This is a genomic window from Streptomyces sp. NRRL B-24484, assembly GCF_000717715.1.
Lineage (GTDB): Bacteria > Actinomycetota > Actinomycetes > Streptomycetales > Streptomycetaceae > Kitasatospora.
In genome coordinates, this window is sequence record NZ_JOAI01000010.1 from 68,310 (window position 1) to 85,553 (window position 17,244).

Sequence of the window (17,244 nt, forward strand, 5' to 3'; positions counted from 1 at the left end):
CGGGGGGCGGCTTTGGCGTTTTGCACCCTGACGTCTCGTCACTCGACGGTCGTAGACTCGGCTCACCACTCGACGGAGGGAGCACCGTGGAGACCGAGTTCACCTACGACATCCGGTACCGGCTCGACCCGAGCGCCGAGGTCCGGACCCGCCGGCTGACCCTCGCGGACCCCGACCCTCAGCCGGGCTACGGTCCGGCACTGGGCCATCTTCACCAGGCGCTCCGCAGGTCCGACCCAGTCGAGTTCGGTGACATGACCGACCCAGCCCAGCTCGCGATCCTGTCCGTGCGGCAGGTGGTCGAGGCCTAGAGCCGCCGGCGCGCGTCCTCCAGGCGGACCCGGTAGAAGGCTGCGTCCCGGGGGTACTCCTCGGCGAGCTCGTCCACGACCTGGGCGAGGGCGTCGGCTGCGGTCGCCCAGTCCCGCGCGGCGTGCGCGGCCTCGCCCATCAGCGCACGTGCCCGGGTCGGGCTGAGCCAGTAGAGCCAGCCGGGTCGCTCGCCCTCCTCCGGCGCGCGTAGTGCGTCCGTGTAGGCCTGCTCTGCCAGTATGCGGGCCCGGTCGCGCTCGCCGACGCAGGCGGCCGCCATGGCCTCTGTGTGGCGGGCGATCGAGGCCGCGGCGGGCGAGAGCTCGTGCGCGTACCACGAGGCGTCGGCCGCCGTCCTCAGCGCCCGTACTGGGTCCCCGGTCTGCAGCTGGTAGTAGCTGCGGACCCGGGTACACCAGGAGGCCATGTCGCGCGAGTGTGCGTCCATGGCCCAGCCTTGTGCGCAGTTGAGCCAGGCGAGTGCGGGGCCGAGGCGGCCCTCTCCGTGGGCGACCCAGGAGAGCCAGTGCGCGTGCTCGGCTGCCAGCAGTAGGAGCCGGTCGGCCGTCTCGCCCGAGCAGCCCGGAAGCAGGCGTGTGACGACGTCCAGCTGCTGCCGGACGACGGGCCACATGCCGACCCCAGACCCGGAGTCCTCCGCCCGTCGGTGTTCGGCCAGCACTCGGGCGATCCACTCAGCATCGCGGGTGTCGGGCCGGCCTCGGGCGTGCGCGCGAGCTACCCGCTCGGTCAGTTCTGGGTCGGGTGACCAGGCAATCTCTGTGGAGGTGGTGGGAAGGCCGAGGAGTTCGGGCGGCACGCGGAGTCCCTCTGTGATGCGTCGGATGACCGCCTGCTCCGTGATTCGCCGCCGCCCGCACTCGATCAGGGAGACGTGTGACTGCGGCATTCCGATGAGCAGGCCGAGCTCGGTCTGCGGGATCCCTCCGGCGGCGCGCCGGTAGTGCCGGAAGACCCCGGCCCAGTCCTCGCTCGCCCAGGCTGCCCGCAGACGCGGGTCAAGCCATGGTGCATCAGTGCGCATGAGTTGACGATACGTCAGGCGTATATGGCTGCGTATCGCATCCGGGCACTTCGGGGTCGATCCTCTACCCGTACGGATGATCCGTCCCGAGGAGGCTCCATGTCGTCACCCCCTGACCTCACCGAGGAGCAGCTGGCAGGCATCGCTTGCGTCGACTGCGCCGCGGCTGATGTGCCGTTGTTCGACGCGGGCACGATTCGGCGGGGCGGCGGCGGAGAACCGGTGCAAATCCTGCCGGTGATGCGCTGCCGGCCGTGCGAGCCGGTCGGCCAGGTGATCGTGATCGCCAGCAGCTCGGGGGCTGCACGGTGAGCGGAGAAGTCCGCGAGCGGGTGGACCTTCCGCGCGCGATCGAGATCCGGCTGGACCTGAGGGCCGGCCGCTACGTGTCCGCGGAGTGCCAGAACCTGGCGTGCTGGGGGTGCCCCGGGGGCATCTCGATACGGCCCGACAACGGACCGGGGCAGCGCATCCGCTGCACCTGCTCGCACGAGGGTTGTTCCTGTCGAGCCTGGTACGAGGCGAACGGGCCGGAGCGGAAGCCGCAATCGGCCGCCGTTCAGCCGTAGAAGAACCGCCAGGGTGCCACGCCGAGGGCATCGGCGATCGCTGTGAGATCGTCGACCGTGGCGGCGCGCTGGGCCCGTTCGTAGTGGCCTACGCTCTGCCGGTCCATCCCCGCGAGTTCGGCCAGGCGCTCCTGGCTGTAGCCGCGTTGGTGCCGCAGGAACCTGATCCGCTCTCCAACCAATGTTCGCTGTTCGAGTTGGCGAGTAGTCGGCTGGCGGGTAGACACCCAGAAGACCCAACCGCAGGCGATGCCGACAGTCTGCATACAATCGACGCCACTAAGGTGAACGCGCGTTCGACACCTTGGGCGTGACATCGGGGGGCCGATGAACCGGAGCAATCATGGAAGACCGCAACGAACCAGGCTGGTCCCTCGCCAGCGCCTTTGACCGCGTGGCGGCACTCGACGACCTCGGCGCGGCCGCCCAGGTCCTCGCTGATCTCCACCGCAGCGACGACGGATCAGAGGAGAACGCCCGCCGACGCCGCGAGGTCCACCTGATCGTGGGGCGCCTCTCGGCACGCCTCGCACGTCACCCCGAGGCGTGACGCCCCTACGGCCGCCCGGTTCGAACCTTGGCTTCCCGAGCCAGGGCGTACCCGAGGGCCACCGCGGAGTCCGCTCCGAGAGCCCGTCGCATGGCGGCGATCTCGCCCTGGACTGCTCGCTCGCTGAGGCCGACCGCGGTAGCGACGGCCGATTGCGAGGCCCCTGCTACCAAGTGGCGCGCGATCTCTCGCTGACGCTGGGTCAGGGCGGCTGGCTCCGGCTCCAGGCGCTGGACCGCACCAACGCGACCGCGCCAGACGCTGGCGCGGTCCCAATCCCTGTCGTGCATCGCAGCGACGTAGGCCACCAGGCCGGGGTCGTGGACTATCAGCGCGCGGATCGGCTCCTCACCAACGCCGACCCAGGGGGTCGTGTCTGGGAGGACCGCCACCCGGCGGTCGAGGATAACGGCCCTCATGAACGGCACGCTGGTCGTCCGAACATGCGCGCCGGCCTCGGTCACTTCGGTGCACCAGGCGGCAGTCGCCTGGTCGGTGCGGGCCGAGTCCTCGTACAGCGTGTGCAAGGTGACGCCGCGCCGGAGGGCGTCCAGGTCGCGCGACAGCGCGATCTTCAGCGTGGCCGCCGGACGTGCGCCGCCGGGCTGCGCCGCGATGATCTCCCGGGTGGTCTGGGCGACCAGCTCACTGATCCTGGCATTGATCAGCTCTACGCCGGCGAGGTGTTCGATGCCGCCATGCTCCGGCTCGGCCTGCGCCCGGTGCGCCTGGTAGGCGATTGCGAGGTCCTGCACGTGCTCGGGCAGGCGGGCGGTCCCCGTCATCGCCTCGGCGATCTGATGGAGCAGGGCGTCCCTGCGGCGGCCAGCCGCCTCGCTCGGAGGGAGCGGGATGTAGGCGCCCTCCGGGCCGTGCGGGTGGGGCACGATCAGCCCGAAGTCGAGGAGTTCCTGGAGGGCCTGGTCTCCGGGCTGAGCCTTGGCGCCGTACAGGATAGACAGGTAGAGCGTCCTGGCCGTAGGGCTGAGTTCCCATGATCGAGTCTGGCTGGTCAAGGTCGCCTCATTGCGGGTTCCCGCTGCGGGAATCCGCAGTCGTTTTCCCTTGATCCTCGCACACGCGAGGGCCAGACTGTTCGTGCCACCCCGGAATACCCGGTTCCGGTGGCGCCCACACCTGGAGGAACCTATGCGCCTGCGCGCGCTCGTCCTGGCTGCCTTCATGGCCGTGGCCGGCCTGGTCCTGTCCGTCCCGGCTGCCGAGCCCGCACTGGCGGACACCGGCTGGAACGCGCCCGTGGCCGATGAGATCGGCGACGGCGACTTCACCCTGATGGACACCGGCTGGAACTGACCAGCCGCCATCCCCCAGCCCACCGAGGGGTACGACCTGGTGCCACCCTCCCCGCACCCCTCGGCAGGAACGGCAGCATCCCCCGCCCGGGGTCCGGGCGGGGGATGCTGCGTTTCATGATCCTCTGGGCGATGAGTGGGCGATGATCTTGTTCATCGCCCTGCATCGCATTGCATCGCCCTGCATCGCTTGGAACGTCTCCCCTGGCCTCTCACCAGGGGAAACCCCCAATTGCCGAGGTGCTTAGGCGGCCTTCTTGGTCTCCCAGAAGATGCGGTCGATCTCGGCGATCAGGTCGAGCAGGGCCTGGCCGGTGGCCGGGTCCGTCGAGGCCTTGGCGGCCGAGGCGGCCTTGCCGGCCTTGTTGAACAGGTCGTGCAGCTGCGGGTAGGCCTCGAAGTGCGGGGCCTTGAAGTAGTCGGTGTGCAGCACGGAGAGGTGGTGCTTGACCAGCTCGGCGCGCTCCTCCTTGATGACGATGGCGCGCGCACGGAAGTGCGGGTCCTCGTTGGCCTGGTACTTCTCCTGAGTGGCCTTCACGGACTCGGCCTCGATGCGGGCCTGGGCCGGGTCGTACACGCCGCAGGGCAGGTCGCAGTGGGCGTGCGCGGTGGCTCGCGGAGCAAACAGACGAGAGAACATGGGAGTCCTTCCTTAGATCGTCTTCCCGCGAGCGAGATTACCCCGCCGCCGCGGCCGTTTCGCGGTTGGCCCGGTGGCCTAGGGCAAAAGAAGGAGCCGCAACCGGTCGATATCGGGCGGGCGCCGGGCGTGCCGCCATGCTGGAGACTGGACGGCGACACGGGCAGGGGAGAGGCGATGGCCGAGGAGCAGGAGCCGGACGGCGGCGGGCTGCTGCCGCTCGGGGTGATCGACGTGGCGGGCCCCTCGATGCGGCCCGTCCTGCAGGACGGGGACCGGGTGCTCGTCCGGTACGGCGCCCGGATCAGGCCGGGGGCGGTGGTGGTGGTCCGCCATCCGCTGCGGCAGGACCTGCTGGTGGTGAAGCGGGCGGTCGGCCGGCGCCCCGGCGGCTGGTGGCTGCTGTCGGACAACCCGCTGGTGACCTCGGACAGCCGGGAGTACGGGGCGGTGCCGGCCGAGCTGGTGCTCGGCCGGGTGCTGCTGCGGCTGCGGCCCCGCCCGGCCTGGCTGGCGCCGCCGCGGAGCGTGGAGCGGGTGCTGAACGGCGCCGTCCTGGGCCGCCTCCCGGCCGTGGCCGCCCGGTTCGGCGTGCACCGGCCGGTGGACGTCGAGCCGTAGCGGAGCGGCCCCGGACCGCGGGGCCTCAGTCGCGGGCGGCGAGGGCCGCGCGGGCGGCCTCCTCGCGCTTGCGGGCGCGGTAGGCGGCGACGTTGGCGCGGGTCGCGCAGCGGTCGGAGCAGTAGCGCCGCGAGCGGTTGGTCGAGGTGTCGAGGTAGGCGTTGCGGCAGGGCGCGGCCTGGCAGATGCCGAGCCGGTCGGCGCCGAGCTCGGTGAGGTGGATGGCCAGGCCCATGCAGGCCACGGCGGTGTAGTTGGCGGTGGCTGTGGCCGCGTTGTCGGCCAGGTGCAGGTGCCAGCGCGGCCGGCCGGCCTCGTCCAGGTAGTCGTGGCCGGAGACCAGCGGGCTGACGGGGTACTCGACCATCAGGCTGTTGAGCAGGTCGACGGCGCGGATCTCGTCGCCCTCGGCGGCGGCCTCGAAGACGCCGCGCAGCCGGGTGCGGACGGCCCGCAGCCGGGGCAGGTCGGCCTCGTCGGCGAGGGCGGCGGCCCGGCCGGACGTGCCGAAGAGGCCGCGGACGGCGTCCACCGAGGTGAGCGCGTCCCGGCCGCGCTCGGGCTCCTCGGTGTTCACCAGCCGGACTGCGTAGTCGGCGTACGAGGCGAGCTCCACGGATGGTCCTTCCAGGGCCGGTAACGGGCAAGCTGCCTCAAGGGTATTACCTGCGGGCCGGGGCGCGAAGACGCCCGCCACCCTCGGGGCGGCGGGCGTCCTGCGGAGCGGGTGTCAGAGCACCTTGGACAGGAACAGCTTGGTCCGCTCGTGCTGCGGGTTGGAGAGCACCTCGCGCGGGTCGCCGGACTCGACGACCACGCCGCCGTCCATGAAGACCAGCGCGTCGCCGACCTCGCGGGCGAAGCCCATCTCGTGGGTGACCACGACCATGGTCATGCCCTCCTCGGCGAGGCCGCGCATGACGTCGAGGACCTCGCCGACCAGCTCGGGGTCGAGCGCCGAGGTGGGCTCGTCGAACAGCATCAGCTTGGGCTGCATGGCGAGCGCACGGGCGATCGCGACGCGCTGCTGCTGGCCGCCGGAGAGCTGGGACGGGTAGCTGCCGGCCTTGACGGCCAGGCCGACCCGCTCCAGCAGGGCCATGCCGCGCTCCTTGGCGGCGGCCTTGGTCTCGCCCTTGACCTGCACCGGGGCCTCGATGACGTTCTCGAGCGCCGTCATGTGCGGGAAGAGGTTGAAGTGCTGGAAGACCATGCCGATGTCGCGGCGCTGGAGCGCGACCTCGCTGTCCTTCAGCTCGTAGAGCTTCTCGCCCTTCTGCCGGTAGCCCACCAGGTCGCCGTCGACGTAGAGCCGGCCGGCGTTGATCTTCTCCAGGTGGTTGATGCAGCGGAGGAAGGTGGACTTGCCGGACCCGGACGGGCCGACCAGCACGAACACCTCGCCCTGCTTGACCTCCAGGTCGATGCCCTTGAGCACCTCGACGAGGCCGTAGGACTTGTGGACGCGCTCCGCCCGGACCATCGCGCGGGTGGCGTCGGCGGGGGTCTTCTCAAGGTCGCTCACAGGTGACCGCCTCCTTCCAGACCCGGGACGACGTCGTGCGTGGTCGCCGGCTTGCGGCGGCCGGTGAACATGTTGCGGATGCGCTGCAGCGGGGTCGGCGGCAGGGTGCGGTTGGCGCCGCGGGCGTAGTGCCGCTCGATGTAGTACTGGCCGACCGTGAGGATCGAGGTCAGGACCAGGTACCAGATGCTGACCGCGATCAGGACCGGGATGGTCTGGAAGGTGCGGGAGAAGATGTTGTGGCCGGCCTGGTAGAGCTCCTCAAGGGCGATGACGCTCGCCAGCGAGGAGGTCTTCAGCATCGAGATGGTCTCGTTGCCGGTCGGCGGGATGATCACCCGCATCGCCTGCGGGAGGACGATCCGCTTCATGGTCTGGAACTGGCTCATGCCGAGGGCGTGCGCCGCCTCGGTCTGGCCCTCGCTGACGGACTGCAGGCCGCCGCGGACGATCTCGGCCATGTAGGCCGCCTCGTTCAGGCCGAGGCCCAGCAGCGCGGCGACGAAGACCGGGATCAGCGCGTTGGTCGAGCCCGAGACGAACTCGGGGCCGAACGGGATGCCGATCGAGAGCTTCGGCCAGATCGCGGCGAGGAAGTTCCAGAAGACCAGCTGGACCAGCACGGGGGTGCCGCGGAAGATCCAGATGTACACCCAGGCCACTCCGGAGAGCAGCGGGTTGGGCGACAGCCGCATCACCGCGAGGATGATGCCGCCGACCACGCCCATGACCATCGCCAGGGCGGTCAGTTCGAGGGTGACGAGCAGGCCGTGCAGGATCTGGTCGTTGAAGAGGGTGTCGCCGACGACCGACCACTGGAAGGCCGGGTTGGTCACCAGGGCGTGGATCAGCATCGCCGCGAGGATGGCGACGACGACAGCTCCGGCCCAGCGTCCGGGGTGGCGGACCGGGACGGCCTTGATGGTCTCAGGCCGTCCCGTCTTCACCGACCCCTGATCGATAGGGTTCACGATGAATAGCCTCGGGGGGTTGGTTGGAGAACGTCAGCTCTTGGCGGCGTTGACCTCGGACGTGGCGATCGCGCCCGCCGAGACACCCCACTTGTCGAGGATCTGCTTGTACGTGCCGTCGGCGATCAGGGACTGGACGGCGCCCTGGACGGCCTTGGTCAGCTCGGAGTTCTTGGCGACGACGATGCCGTAGGGGGCGCTGTCGTAGGTGTCGCCGATCTTCTCCAGCTGGCCGTTGGTCTGCTTCAGCGCGTAGTCGATGACCGGGGAGTCGGCCATCATGACCTGGTCGCGGCCGGCCACCAGGGCCTGGGTGACGTCCGTCTGCAGCGAGAACTTGTCGCCGTCGCCCGGGATCGGCTGCTTGCCGGCCTTGGCGCAGTCGGGGTTGCGGACGTCCTTGATCTCGTCGGCCTGGGTGGTGCCGGTCTGGACGGCGACCTTCTTGCCGCAGAGGTCCTTGGGGTCGATCTTGTCCGGGTTGCCCTTCTTCACGGCGATGGCGGAGCCGGCCGTGAAGTAGGTGATCATGTCGACCGTCTGCTCGCGCTCCTTGGTGTCCGTGAAGGAGCTCATGCCGAGCTGGTACTTCTTCGCGGCGATGCCCGGGATGATCGAGGTGAAGTCGGCGTTCTGGACGTCCGCCTGCAGCCCCAGCTTCGCGGCGATCGCCTTCGCCAGGTCGACGTCCATGCCGACGATGGCGCCCTTGTCGTCCTTGAACTCGTTGGGGGCGTAGGAGGCGTCGGTGGCGACGACCAGCTTGCCGCCGGACTTCACGTCCGCCGGGACGAGGGCGGCGAGCGACGGGTCGGCCGACGCGGCCTTGACGGAGCTCGTCGGGGTCGCGGCACCCGAGCCGGAGCCGCTCGACGACGAGCTGCAGGCGGTGAGGAACAGGGTGCCGGCCGCGAGGGCGGCGCCGGCCGCGACGAGGCGGGGGCGCAGGGTGCGAGCGGTCATGAGGGGGATCTCCTCCTGGGGGAGAGACGAGCGGAGCGCTACGCCGGGGGGTGGCGGTCGCCCGGCCGTCGGTCGCACTCCGTCGTGCGGCACCCGGCCGGCCGTTCACTTGTTCGAAAATTCAAGTCGTGCATGTCGCCACCCTCCGCCGAGGTGAGCGCACGTCGGACCGCCTCGCAGAGAGGGGCGCCTCCGGGGGGAGGCAGTGTTCGATCCGAGTTGGGTGGAATCCTGCCACTCACGGACGGTGAACGGGCCCCGATTCAGATCAAAATCGGATAACGAGGGGCCTTCTTGTCCGCTATCCGGACGAATTCCGACCTCCTGTCACCCTGCGTATAAGTATGCAGACTTGGTGGCGTCCGGCCGGGGAACCCGGCCGGAGCGTCCCGGCCTAGAACCCGCCGTTGACCACGGCGTTCTGTGCCGCACCGGCGGCCACGCCCCACTTCTGCAGGATGTTCTCGTAGGAGCCGTCCCGGATCATCTGGTTCAGCGCCTTCACCAGGACGTCGCGCAGTTCGGTGTTCTTCTTGTTCACGGCGATTCCGTAGGGTGACGGCTGGAGCTGCGCGCCGGCGATGTCGAACTTGGCGCCGTTCGGGCCGCCCTTCGCGGCGACGTACGCGGCCACCGGGTAGTCGTTCAGGTCGGCGTCGGCGCGGCCCGCGGCGAGTTCGGCGAGCGCCTCGGTGTCGTTGTCGAACAGCTTCACGGTCAGCGGCTTGTGTGCCCGGGCGCAGGCGCCGACCTGCCGCTCGACGATCGCGTCCTGGGTGGTGCCGCGCTGCAGCGCCACGGTGTGGCCGCACAGGTCGTCCAGCTTGGCGATCTTCTCCGGGTTGCCCTTGGGGACGAGCATCTGGGTGCCGGCGATGAAGTAGTCGACGAAGTCGACGCCCGGGTTCACCACCTTGCCGTTGTCGTCGGTGCCCTCGCGGCGCTGCCGGTTGTCGGTCATCGCGGACATCGCCAGGTCGAAGTCGCCGGCCTGCAGGCCCGGTATCAGCTTGTCGAACGCGGTGTCGGCGATCTCCACCTTCACGCCCAGCTGCTTGCCGAGCTCGGCCGCGATGTCCGGGTCGATGCCGACCGCGGAGCCGTCCGAGGCCTTGAACTCCACCGGCGCGTAGTTCAGGTCGGAGGCGATCTTCAGGACGCCCTTGGTGCGGATGCTCTCCGGCAGCCGGGCGTGCAGGTCGTCCTCACTGGGCTTGCCCGAGCCGGAGCTGCCGCACGCGGTCAGCAGCAGGGTTCCCGCGACGAGCGCAGCCCCCGCGGCGATGGTGCGGGCGGGGCGGGGCGCGAAGGCGTGCATGCGGTGGTCCTCCTGGGGGAGCGGTGGAGCGGTGGAGCAGGCGAGGGTGGCGCTGCTGGCTCGGAAGGTACCGTCCGCGAGCGGAACGGAAGCGTCCGGATGTCGGTGTGGGAAATGTGATCCTGCCATCCCGCCCTGCTGTCCGAGGTCGCGGGTATGTCAGAATCTGGTATCGGGTAACCCCCGACGAACGAAGGCAGACCGCCGGACCCGCTGCTCCCAATCGAGCGACGCGGATCCGGGGTGCGCAGGACCGGAAGTCGACGACGCCGACTCCGTAGCCGAGGCACCAGCCCCCCTCCGTGTCTGCGTTCACTCCTGCGGGTGCGTGTACCGTCCTTCCGCCGGCAGGTCCGGGTGATCGGATTCCATCGGGATCCGGGCGCTGTCAAGGGCCGCCGTGCGGTGAACGGAACACGGCGAGGACGAAAAGGCACAGGTGCGGTGCCTTTGTCCCACCTAGGCTCGCCGGTGTGTCACCGTCCGTCCCGATGCGGATGTGCCTGGGCACGACCGGACAGCACGCAGAACCCAAAACCCTCATTCGAGGGCGCCGCCCGACGGCCGCGCCCCGACCCCGGATTCCGGGTACGCCCCGCGTACCCGGCGTCGCCGTCCCCCGGGACGGCGTCCGCGGTGTCGATCGACCGTCGGTCCGAGCGTCCTCGCTGATCATTGACGAAGAGGTCAACGTGGCAGCGGAGATCATCCACCCCAACACCCAGGACACCGACGATCCGGTCGACGCCGTCTTCGCGCTCCACCGCGGCGGCAAGATGGAGGTCCGGGCCACGGTTCCGGTGCGCGACGCGGACGACCTGTCCCTCGCCTACACCCCCGGTGTCGCCCGGGTCTGCACCGCCATCGCCGAGCAGCCCGAACTGGTCAACGACTACACCTGGAAGTCCAACACCGTCGCCGTGGTCACCGACGGCACCGCCGTGCTGGGCCTCGGCGACATCGGCCCCGAGGCGTCGCTGCCCGTGATGGAGGGCAAGGCGATCCTCTTCAAGCAGTTCGGCGGCGTCGACGCCGTCCCGATCGCGCTGGCCTGCACCGGCGTGGACGAGATCGTCGAGACGGTCGTCCGGCTGGCCCCGTCCTTCGGCGGCGTCAACCTGGAGGACATCTCCGCCCCGCGCTGCTTCGAGATCGAGCGCCGGCTGCAGGACGCCCTGGACGTCCCGGTCTTCCACGACGACCAGCACGGCACCGCGATCGTCACCACCGCCGCGCTCTGGAACGCCGCCAAGGTGACCGGCCGCGAGGTCGGCGGCCTGCGCGCCGTCATCTCCGGCGCCGGCGCCGCCGGCATCGCCATCGCCAAGATGCTGCTCGCCGCCGGCATCGGCGACGTCGCCGTCTGCGACCGCCGCGGCGTGGTCCACCAGGGCCGCGAGGACCTCACCGACGTCAAGGCCGAGATCGCCGCCCTGACCAACCGGACCGGCCTCAAGGGCACGCTGGCCGACGCGCTCGCCGGCGCCGACGTCTTCATCGGCGTCTCCGGCGGCACCGTCCCGGAGGACGTCGTCGCCACCATGGCCGAGGGCTGCTTCGTCTTCGCGATGGCCAACCCGAACCCGGAGATCCACCCCGAGGTCGCGCACAAGTACGCGGCGGTCGTCGCCACCGGTCGCAGCGACTTCCCGAACCAGATCAACAACGTGCTGGCCTTCCCCGGCATCTTCGCCGGCGCCCTGCAGGTCCGCGCCACCCGGATCACCGAGGGCATGAAGCTCGCCGCCGCCCAGGCGCTCGCCGCCGTGGTCGCCGACGAGCTGACCCCGCAGAAGGTCATCCCGTCGCCGTTCGACGAGCGGGTCGCGCCGGCGGTGTCCAAGGCCGTCGCCGAGGCCGCCCGCGCCGAGGGCGTCGCCCGCGCCTGACGGCCCGTCGCCCGGGCGTACCACCCAGGGGGCGCGCGGAGGCAGTGCCTCCACGCGCCCCCGGTGCGTTCCTCCGGTAGCGCAGGTCACACGGTTGCACGGTACCGCCGCCCACCCCGCGCCGATATCGTCCGGACCATGTTCGCTGCCTACGCCGCCCGCATCGATCCGGACGACCCGCTGAGCGCACTGGAGTTGGGCGAACTCCCGGAGCCCGAGCCCCGCGAGGGCTGGAGCGTCGTCACCGTCAGGGCCGCCACCCTCAACCACCACGACCTCTGGTCGCTGCGCGGGGTCGGCCTGCCCGCCGAGCGCCTGCCGATGATCCTCGGCTGCGACGCCGCGGGCGTCGACGAGCACGGCAACGAGGTCGTCATCCACTCCGTCGTCGGCCAGAGCGGCCACGGGGTCGGCCCGGCCGAGCCGCGCTCCATCCTCACCGAGCGCTACCAGGGCACCTTCGCGACCAAGGTCGCCGTACCCACCTGGAACCTGCTGCCCAAGCCCGCCGAGCTCACCTTCGAGCAGGCCGCCTGCCTGCCCACCGCCTGGCTGACGGCCTACCGGATGCTCTTCACCAACGCCGGCGTCAAGCCCGGTGACACCGTCCTCGTGCAGGGGGCCGGCGGCGGGGTCTCCACCGCGCTGGTCGTCCTCGCCAAGGCCGCCGGCCTGCGGGTCTGGGTCACCGGACGGGACGAGGCCAAGCGCGCCCGCGCCGTGGAGCTCGGCGCCGACGCCGCCTTCGAGAGCGGCGCCCGGCTGCCCGAGCGGGTGGACGCCGTGATGGAGACGGTCGGCGCCGCCACCTGGTCGCACTCGGTGAAGTCGCTGCGCCCGGGCGGCACGATCGTGATCTCGGGTGCCACCTCGGGCCCGAACCCGAAGGCCGCCGAGCTGAACCGGATCTTCTTCCTGGAGCTCAAGGTGGTCGGCTCCACCATGGGCACCAAGGAGGAGCTGGCCGGCCTGCTCGCGCTCTGCGCCAACGCCGGGGTGCGGCCGGTCATCGACTCGGTGCTGCCGCTCGCCGAGGCCCGCGAGGGCTTCGCCCGGCTCGCCAAGGGCGACGTCTTCGGCAAGATCGTGCTGACGCCCTGACGCCCTGACGCCCTGACGCCCTGACGCCCTGACGCCCCGACTCGTTTGCCCCGACACGGCGGAGGCCCCGGCGGACCGCGGTCCGCCGGGGCCTCCGGCACGTGCCGGGCCGACCGGTCAGCCGAACATCCGCCGGGCCGCCGCCGTGAGCGTCGCCTGTGCGCGGGTCAGCTGATCGCCGGTCACCCCGCCGTCGCGGGCGGCGTCCCGGACGTGGTCGCGGAAGCGGTCGAGCAGCCGCTCCAGTTCGCGGGCCGGATCGGCGTCCGGGTCCGTCCGCGCCCAGCCGGGCAGCTCCTCGGTGGCGTCGCTCTCCGCCGCGTCCTCGTCGAGGTCGATCCGGGTGACCCGGACCTCCTCGGCCGGGGACGGGTGGCCCCAGCGGGCGGCGTCGGCCAGACCGCCGAGGCTGCGGGTGAGCTCGGCCAGGCCTTCGGCGAGGCCGGTGGACCACTCGCCGCGGGCGGTGTGCTCGCGGACCTGCTCCTCCACCCGCTTCTTGATCCGCAGCGCCTCCTGCTGGGCGGCGGTGCGGGCGGCCCGGGACTGCTCGCGCAGCCGGCGGGCCTCCTCCTCGGCGGCCTTCGCCTTGGCCTTGGCGGCGCGCTCCTGCTCCTTGGCGCGCTTGGCCTGCTCCTTGGCCTGGGACTTGAACCGCTCGTACTCCTCCTTGGCGCGCTGCCAGGCCTCCTTGTCGCCCCAGGGCCCGGACCACGGGTCGCCGCCGCCGGCGCTCTCCGGCCGGGGGGCCTTGCGGGCGGCGCCCCAGAGCTCCTCGCGGAGGTCCTTGGCGGTGTCCCGGACGTCCTCGCGGATCGCGCCGGCGAGGTGCGCCACCGAGTCCCGGATCTCCACCTCCAGCTCGGCGAGCTCGTCCTGACGGGCCGCCAGCTCGGCGCGGCCCGCGTCGGTGAGCCGGTAGACCTTGCGGCCACCCTCGGTGCTGTGGGTGACCAGGCCCTCCTTCTCCAGCTTGGCGAGCCGGGGGTAGACGGTGCCCGCGGAGGGCGCGTACAGGCCCTGGAAGCGCTCCTCCAGCAGGCGGATCACCTCGTAGCCGTGCCGCGGGGACTCGTCCAGCAGCTTGAGCAGGTAGAGCCGGAGCCGGCCGTGGCCGAAGACGGGGGACATCGCTCAGACCTCCTTGGTCAGGTCGGGGCCGCCCGGGCCGGCGGTGAGCTCCTTGGCGGGCGGTGCGTCCTCGTCCTCCGGCCGGTGCAGCACGGTGATCGCGCCGGAGACCGTGGTCACCTGGAGGCGGCCGGTGCCGCTGCCGAGCTGGCCGGAGAGCCGCTTGGCGCCCCAGCTGCCGGCCACGGTGAGCTCGGCGAAGGTGGAGGTGACGTCGCCGGTGGTGGTGCCCGCCTCGACCTTGGCGTCGGCCACCGAGGGCAGCCGGACGCCGACCGGGCCGCTCACCGTGGTGACGGTGATGTCGGTGGGCGTCTGGACGTCCAGGTCGAGGGTGACCGCGCCGCTGACGGTCTTGGCCTGCACCTTGTCGGCGGTGCCGGCGACCACGGTCAGCTGGCCGGACACCGTCTTGACCCGCAGCTCGCCGGAGACCGACTGGGCGTCCACGTCACCGGAGACGGTGTTGGCCTGGATCCGGCCGGAGAGCCCGACCAGGGTGGCGGCGCCGCTCGCGCCGTGCACCGCGACCGGCCCGGTGATGCCGGAGACCGTGGTGTCCGCGGAGGCGGAGCCGATCCGGACCTCGGTGCCGGCCGGCACGGCCAGCGAGACGACGGCGCGGCGCTTGCGGCGCAGCGAGGAGAGGAAGGCCTTCACCGACTGGACGGACTTCACCGTCTCGCTCAGCTCGTTCCAGTCGAAGTCCTTGTAGGCCACGGTGAGCACGCCGTCGGTGAGGTCGACGTTGAGGGGCTCGCCCTCCAGCTCGGTGACCTCCAGGCGGGCCGGGCCCTCGGCGGCCACCACGTTGACCGCACCGCTCATGATCCGTACGTGCAGGGCCTCGACGGGCTCGTCGATGGTGATCCTGTCGGGCTGTTCGACCGTCCACTCGCTCATGGTTCCCCGTCCTCCCGTTTCGCGATGTATATCGCGTCGACTGATAGACACGATATATCGCGAGGTGTCGAAGTCAACCCTGACCCGACCCGGACACCGGGACCCCGAGACGCCTGAGGGCCCGGAAGGCGGATGCCTTCCGGGCCCTCGTCGTGCGGGCGATCGCAGCGGTTCGCGGTGCTGCGGATCAGTCCTCGTCCTCGTCGTCGAGCCGGGCCAGCCAGGTGGCCAGCCGCTCGACCGGGATCTCGAAGTCCGGGTTGAGGTCGACGAACTCCCGCAGCCGCTCGGCCAGCCACTCGAAGGTGACCTCCTCGTCGCCGCGACGGCTCTCCAGCTCCTCGATGCCTCGGTCGGTGAAGTACACGCTGTGCTCCGGTCCGGTGGGGTGTGACCCGGTCAGGATAGTGCGCCGCCGATCAGCCGTTGCGACGGAAGTAGCTGATCGAGACCTTCGCCCGGGCGTTGCTGGTGCTGCCCTGCTCGACGGTCTTCACCACGACGATGCCGCCGTTCTCCCGGTTGCGCAGGCAGAACAGCCCGCCGACCGGCAGCGCGTCGTACTTCACGTCGGCGACCGGCTGCTGCTCGACGCCCGCCGCGCACTCGGCCGGGGTGAGGTGGTTCTCGGTGGTCAGGAAGGCGTCCGAGCCGCTCGACCAGTTGTAGTGGCCGTAACCCGGCTCCAGCGCCCAGGCCGGGCTGGTCGAGCCGGACACCACCTTGCCGGTCGTCAGGTCGAAGACGTAGGTGAGGTCCGGGCTGGAGAGCACCTGGTCGGTGTAGACCGCGGTGTACCCGCCGGCCGGCTTCCCGGTGGACCCGCCCTTGCCGCCCTGCGCGGTGCTCTGCCCGGAGCCCGGCGAGGCCTGGTCCTGCGAACCGCCGGCCGTCGCCTGCCCGGCCGTGCGGGCACCGCCCGCCTGCCCCGTCGGCGTGCCGCCGCCCCGACCGCCGTCGCCGCCGCTGCCGGAGGTCAGGGCCACGCCGACGGCCGTGCCCACCACCGCCGTGGCCGCGGCCACGACCAGCAGGGTCTTCCAGGAGACCCCCCGGCGGACGGGCCCGTCCGGACCGGGCCGGCCCGGCTGCGGGCCGGGCGCCACCGGCACGGCCGGGGCGCCGGCCGGCTGCGGTGGACCGAACGCCCCCGAGGGCGGCGGCACCGCACCGTCCGGCGCGGTCGGGTACTGCGGCATCGGCCGGTGCGCCTGCGGCACCGGGTACTGCGCCGCCGGGGGCTGCGGGGCGGCGGCCGGCGGGGCGCCGATCGACGGCGCGGTGGCCGGAACGGTCGGCATCGGCGGCGCGGCGGGCGGCACCGGCAGCGGCGTCGGCGGGGTGCGCGGCAGGTCGGAACGGCGGGTGATCTCGGTGTTCACCCGGTCGGGCAGCCAGTCGTCGGCGAACCGCAGCTGGCCGCCGACCGCCGGGTGGCTGCGGGCCGCCTCGATGACCTCGGCCGGCGTGGGCCGCTGCGCCGGGTCCTTCGCCAGGCATCGCGCCAGCAGCTCGCGCAGGCCGGCCGGGACGGCCGACAGGTCGGGCTCCTCGTGCACCACCCGGTAGAGCACCGCGGTGTCCGGGCCCTCGCCGAACGGCGGCGCGCCGCCCGCCGCGTACGCCGCCAGCGCGCCGAGCGCGAAGACGTCGGTGGCGGCGGTGACCGGTCCGCCCTGCGCCTGCTCGGGCGACATGAACGCGGGGGAGCCGATCCGGTACCCCGTCCCGGTGAGCGCGGTGGCGTCCGCGGCCCGGGCGATGCCGAAGTCGATCACCCGCGGGCCGTCCGAGGCGACCAGCACGTTGGCCGGCTTGAGGTCCCGGTGCACCACCTGGACGCTGTGGATCGCCTGCAGCGCCTCGGCGATGCCGCCGACCAGCAGCAGCACGGTGCGCGGCGGCAGTGCGCCGTGCTCGCGGATCACCTGCTGCAGCGAGGGGCCGGGCACGTAGGCGGTGACCAGCCAGGGCGCACCGGCGTCCGGGCCGGCGTCGATCACCTGGGCGGTGTAGAGGCCGTGGATGCGCTGGGCGTTGGCGACCTCCTGGGCGAAGCGCCGCCGGAACTCCCCGTCCTCGGCGAACTCCGCGCGCACCACCTTCAGCGCGACCGGCCGGCCTCCCGGGGTGTACGAGAGGTACACCCGGCCCATGCCGCCGGCGCCGAGCCGGGCGAAGACCCGGTAGCCGCCGACCTCCCTCGGGTCCTCGGGCTGCAGCGGCTGGAACACGGACGGCAGATCGTTGGACATGCGGCTCCCCCGACGGTGCGGTACGACGCGCCCTACCGTAGCGACCTGACGGCCCGGCACGTGAGCCGGGGCGCGGGCCCGTCCGGGGAAACGCCGGGGCCCGGCCCCGCCTGGACGGCGGGACCGGGCCCGGTG

At 71.9% G+C, this 17,244-nt stretch carries 20 protein-coding genes and 1 pseudogene; 7 read left to right on the plus strand and 14 right to left on the minus strand.

The features are described 5' to 3' along the window. The first annotated feature begins 86 nt into the window (after nucleotides 1-86). Nucleotides 87-311, plus strand: coding sequence for a hypothetical protein (locus IE98_RS0111505; RefSeq protein WP_030267954.1), 225 nt, complete (start codon nucleotides 87-89; stop codon nucleotides 309-311). On the opposite strand, the gene IE98_RS50730 is transcribed toward IE98_RS0111505, so the two are convergent. Continuing rightward, on the minus strand, nucleotides 308-946 hold the full coding sequence (locus IE98_RS50730; RefSeq protein ID WP_234443513.1) for a hypothetical protein: 639 nt from the start codon (nucleotides 944-946) through the stop codon (nucleotides 308-310). The genes IE98_RS0111505 and IE98_RS50730 overlap by 4 nt on opposite strands. Nucleotides 947-1,126: 180 nt before the next feature. After that, a pseudogene (locus IE98_RS51920) lies at nucleotides 1,127-1,357 on the minus strand (helix-turn-helix domain-containing protein); the annotation flags it as partial. Nucleotides 1,358-1,456: 99 nt separating this feature from the next. Here IE98_RS51920 and IE98_RS0111515 point away from each other — a divergent pair. Continuing rightward, complete coding sequence (locus IE98_RS0111515) at nucleotides 1,457-1,669, plus strand: hypothetical protein (RefSeq protein ID WP_030267956.1); 213 nt, start codon at nucleotides 1,457-1,459, stop codon at nucleotides 1,667-1,669. 247 nt (nucleotides 1,670-1,916) lie between these two features. Here IE98_RS0111515 and IE98_RS0111520 read toward each other — a convergent pair whose 3' ends face one another. Continuing rightward, on the minus strand, nucleotides 1,917-2,153 hold the full coding sequence (locus IE98_RS0111520) for a helix-turn-helix domain-containing protein (RefSeq protein WP_234443509.1): 237 nt from the start codon (nucleotides 2,151-2,153) through the stop codon (nucleotides 1,917-1,919). Nucleotides 2,154-2,269: 116 nt separating this feature from the next. On the opposite strand from IE98_RS0111520, the gene IE98_RS0111525 reads away from it, so the two are divergent. Continuing rightward, entirely contained in the window at nucleotides 2,270-2,476 is a 207-nt protein-coding gene (locus tag IE98_RS0111525) for a hypothetical protein (protein WP_030267958.1), read from the plus strand. A gap of 5 nt (nucleotides 2,477-2,481) precedes the next feature. Here IE98_RS0111525 and IE98_RS0111530 read toward each other — a convergent pair whose 3' ends face one another. Continuing rightward, nucleotides 2,482-3,492 carry a LuxR C-terminal-related transcriptional regulator gene (locus IE98_RS0111530; RefSeq protein WP_030267959.1) on the minus strand — a complete coding sequence of 337 codons (1,011 nt, stop codon included), beginning with the start codon at nucleotides 3,490-3,492 and terminating at the stop codon, nucleotides 2,482-2,484. A gap of 133 nt (nucleotides 3,493-3,625) precedes the next feature. Between IE98_RS0111530 and IE98_RS49015 the strand changes: the two genes are divergently transcribed. Continuing rightward, nucleotides 3,626-3,790, plus strand: coding sequence for a hypothetical protein (locus IE98_RS49015; RefSeq protein ID WP_159400887.1), 165 nt, complete (start codon nucleotides 3,626-3,628; stop codon nucleotides 3,788-3,790). 243 nt (nucleotides 3,791-4,033) lie between these two features. Here IE98_RS49015 and sodN read toward each other — a convergent pair whose 3' ends face one another. After that, the gene (gene sodN, locus IE98_RS0111540) at nucleotides 4,034-4,432 is read right to left on the minus strand and encodes a superoxide dismutase, Ni (protein ID WP_030267960.1); all 399 of its coding nucleotides are present in this window, start codon (nucleotides 4,430-4,432) and stop codon (nucleotides 4,034-4,036) included. Between the two features lie 177 nt (nucleotides 4,433-4,609). Here sodN and sodX point away from each other — a divergent pair, with 177 nt between their 5' ends. Next, nucleotides 4,610-5,053: a nickel-type superoxide dismutase maturation protease gene (gene sodX, locus IE98_RS0111545; RefSeq protein WP_052390411.1), complete on the plus strand. Its 444-nt coding sequence runs from the start codon at nucleotides 4,610-4,612 to the stop codon at nucleotides 5,051-5,053. Nucleotides 5,054-5,078: 25 nt separating this feature from the next. Here the strand turns inward: sodX and IE98_RS0111550 are convergent, their stop codons facing one another. From IE98_RS0111550 to IE98_RS0111570, 5 genes are all read right to left on the minus strand, one after another. Continuing rightward, nucleotides 5,079-5,669, minus strand: a complete 591-nt coding sequence (locus IE98_RS0111550) for a CGNR zinc finger domain-containing protein (RefSeq protein WP_030267962.1) — start codon at nucleotides 5,667-5,669, stop codon at nucleotides 5,079-5,081. Between the two features lie 114 nt (nucleotides 5,670-5,783). Further along, nucleotides 5,784-6,536, minus strand: a complete 753-nt coding sequence (locus tag IE98_RS0111555) for an amino acid ABC transporter ATP-binding protein (RefSeq protein WP_030267963.1) — start codon at nucleotides 6,534-6,536, stop codon at nucleotides 5,784-5,786. Nucleotides 6,537-6,574: 38 nt separating this feature from the next. Beyond that, the gene (locus IE98_RS0111560; RefSeq protein WP_106976564.1) at nucleotides 6,575-7,549 is read right to left on the minus strand and encodes an amino acid ABC transporter permease; all 975 of its coding nucleotides are present in this window, start codon (nucleotides 7,547-7,549) and stop codon (nucleotides 6,575-6,577) included. Nucleotides 7,550-7,582: 33 nt separating this feature from the next. Beyond that, nucleotides 7,583-8,512 carry an ABC transporter substrate-binding protein gene (locus IE98_RS0111565; RefSeq protein WP_030267965.1) on the minus strand — a complete coding sequence of 310 codons (930 nt, stop codon included), beginning with the start codon at nucleotides 8,510-8,512 and terminating at the stop codon, nucleotides 7,583-7,585. Between the two features lie 394 nt (nucleotides 8,513-8,906). Beyond that, a complete protein-coding gene (locus tag IE98_RS0111570) occupies nucleotides 8,907-9,830 on the minus strand; it encodes an ABC transporter substrate-binding protein (RefSeq protein ID WP_030267966.1) in 924 nt (307 codons plus the stop codon). Nucleotides 9,831-10,522: 692 nt separating this feature from the next. On the opposite strand from IE98_RS0111570, the gene IE98_RS0111575 reads away from it, so the two are divergent. Together IE98_RS0111575 and IE98_RS0111580 are read left to right on the plus strand one after the other, a co-directional pair. Next, nucleotides 10,523-11,719: an NAD(P)-dependent malic enzyme gene (locus IE98_RS0111575; protein ID WP_030267967.1), complete on the plus strand. Its 1,197-nt coding sequence runs from the start codon at nucleotides 10,523-10,525 to the stop codon at nucleotides 11,717-11,719. Between the two features lie 138 nt (nucleotides 11,720-11,857). After that, nucleotides 11,858-12,820: a zinc-binding dehydrogenase gene (locus IE98_RS0111580; RefSeq protein WP_030267968.1), complete on the plus strand. Its 963-nt coding sequence runs from the start codon at nucleotides 11,858-11,860 to the stop codon at nucleotides 12,818-12,820. A gap of 117 nt (nucleotides 12,821-12,937) precedes the next feature. Here the strand turns inward: IE98_RS0111580 and IE98_RS0111585 are convergent, their stop codons facing one another. The 4 genes from IE98_RS0111585 to IE98_RS44480 all read right to left on the minus strand — a co-directional run bounded on the left by IE98_RS0111585 (nucleotide 12,938) and on the right by IE98_RS44480 (nucleotide 17,109). Next, complete coding sequence (locus IE98_RS0111585; RefSeq protein ID WP_030267969.1) at nucleotides 12,938-13,951, minus strand: PadR family transcriptional regulator; 1,014 nt, start codon at nucleotides 13,949-13,951, stop codon at nucleotides 12,938-12,940. 3 nt (nucleotides 13,952-13,954) lie between these two features. Then, nucleotides 13,955-14,854 (minus strand): DUF4097 family beta strand repeat-containing protein, encoded by a 900-nt coding sequence (locus IE98_RS0111590; RefSeq protein WP_030267970.1) that lies wholly within the window; start codon nucleotides 14,852-14,854, stop codon nucleotides 13,955-13,957. A 187-nt stretch (nucleotides 14,855-15,041) separates the two neighbouring features. Then, nucleotides 15,042-15,221, minus strand: coding sequence for a DUF6104 family protein (locus tag IE98_RS0111595; RefSeq protein ID WP_030267971.1), 180 nt, complete (start codon nucleotides 15,219-15,221; stop codon nucleotides 15,042-15,044). A gap of 52 nt (nucleotides 15,222-15,273) precedes the next feature. After that, on the minus strand, nucleotides 15,274-17,109 hold the full coding sequence (locus tag IE98_RS44480) for a serine/threonine-protein kinase (protein ID WP_052390412.1): 1,836 nt from the start codon (nucleotides 17,107-17,109) through the stop codon (nucleotides 15,274-15,276). Nucleotides 17,110-17,244: the final 135 nt, after the last annotated feature.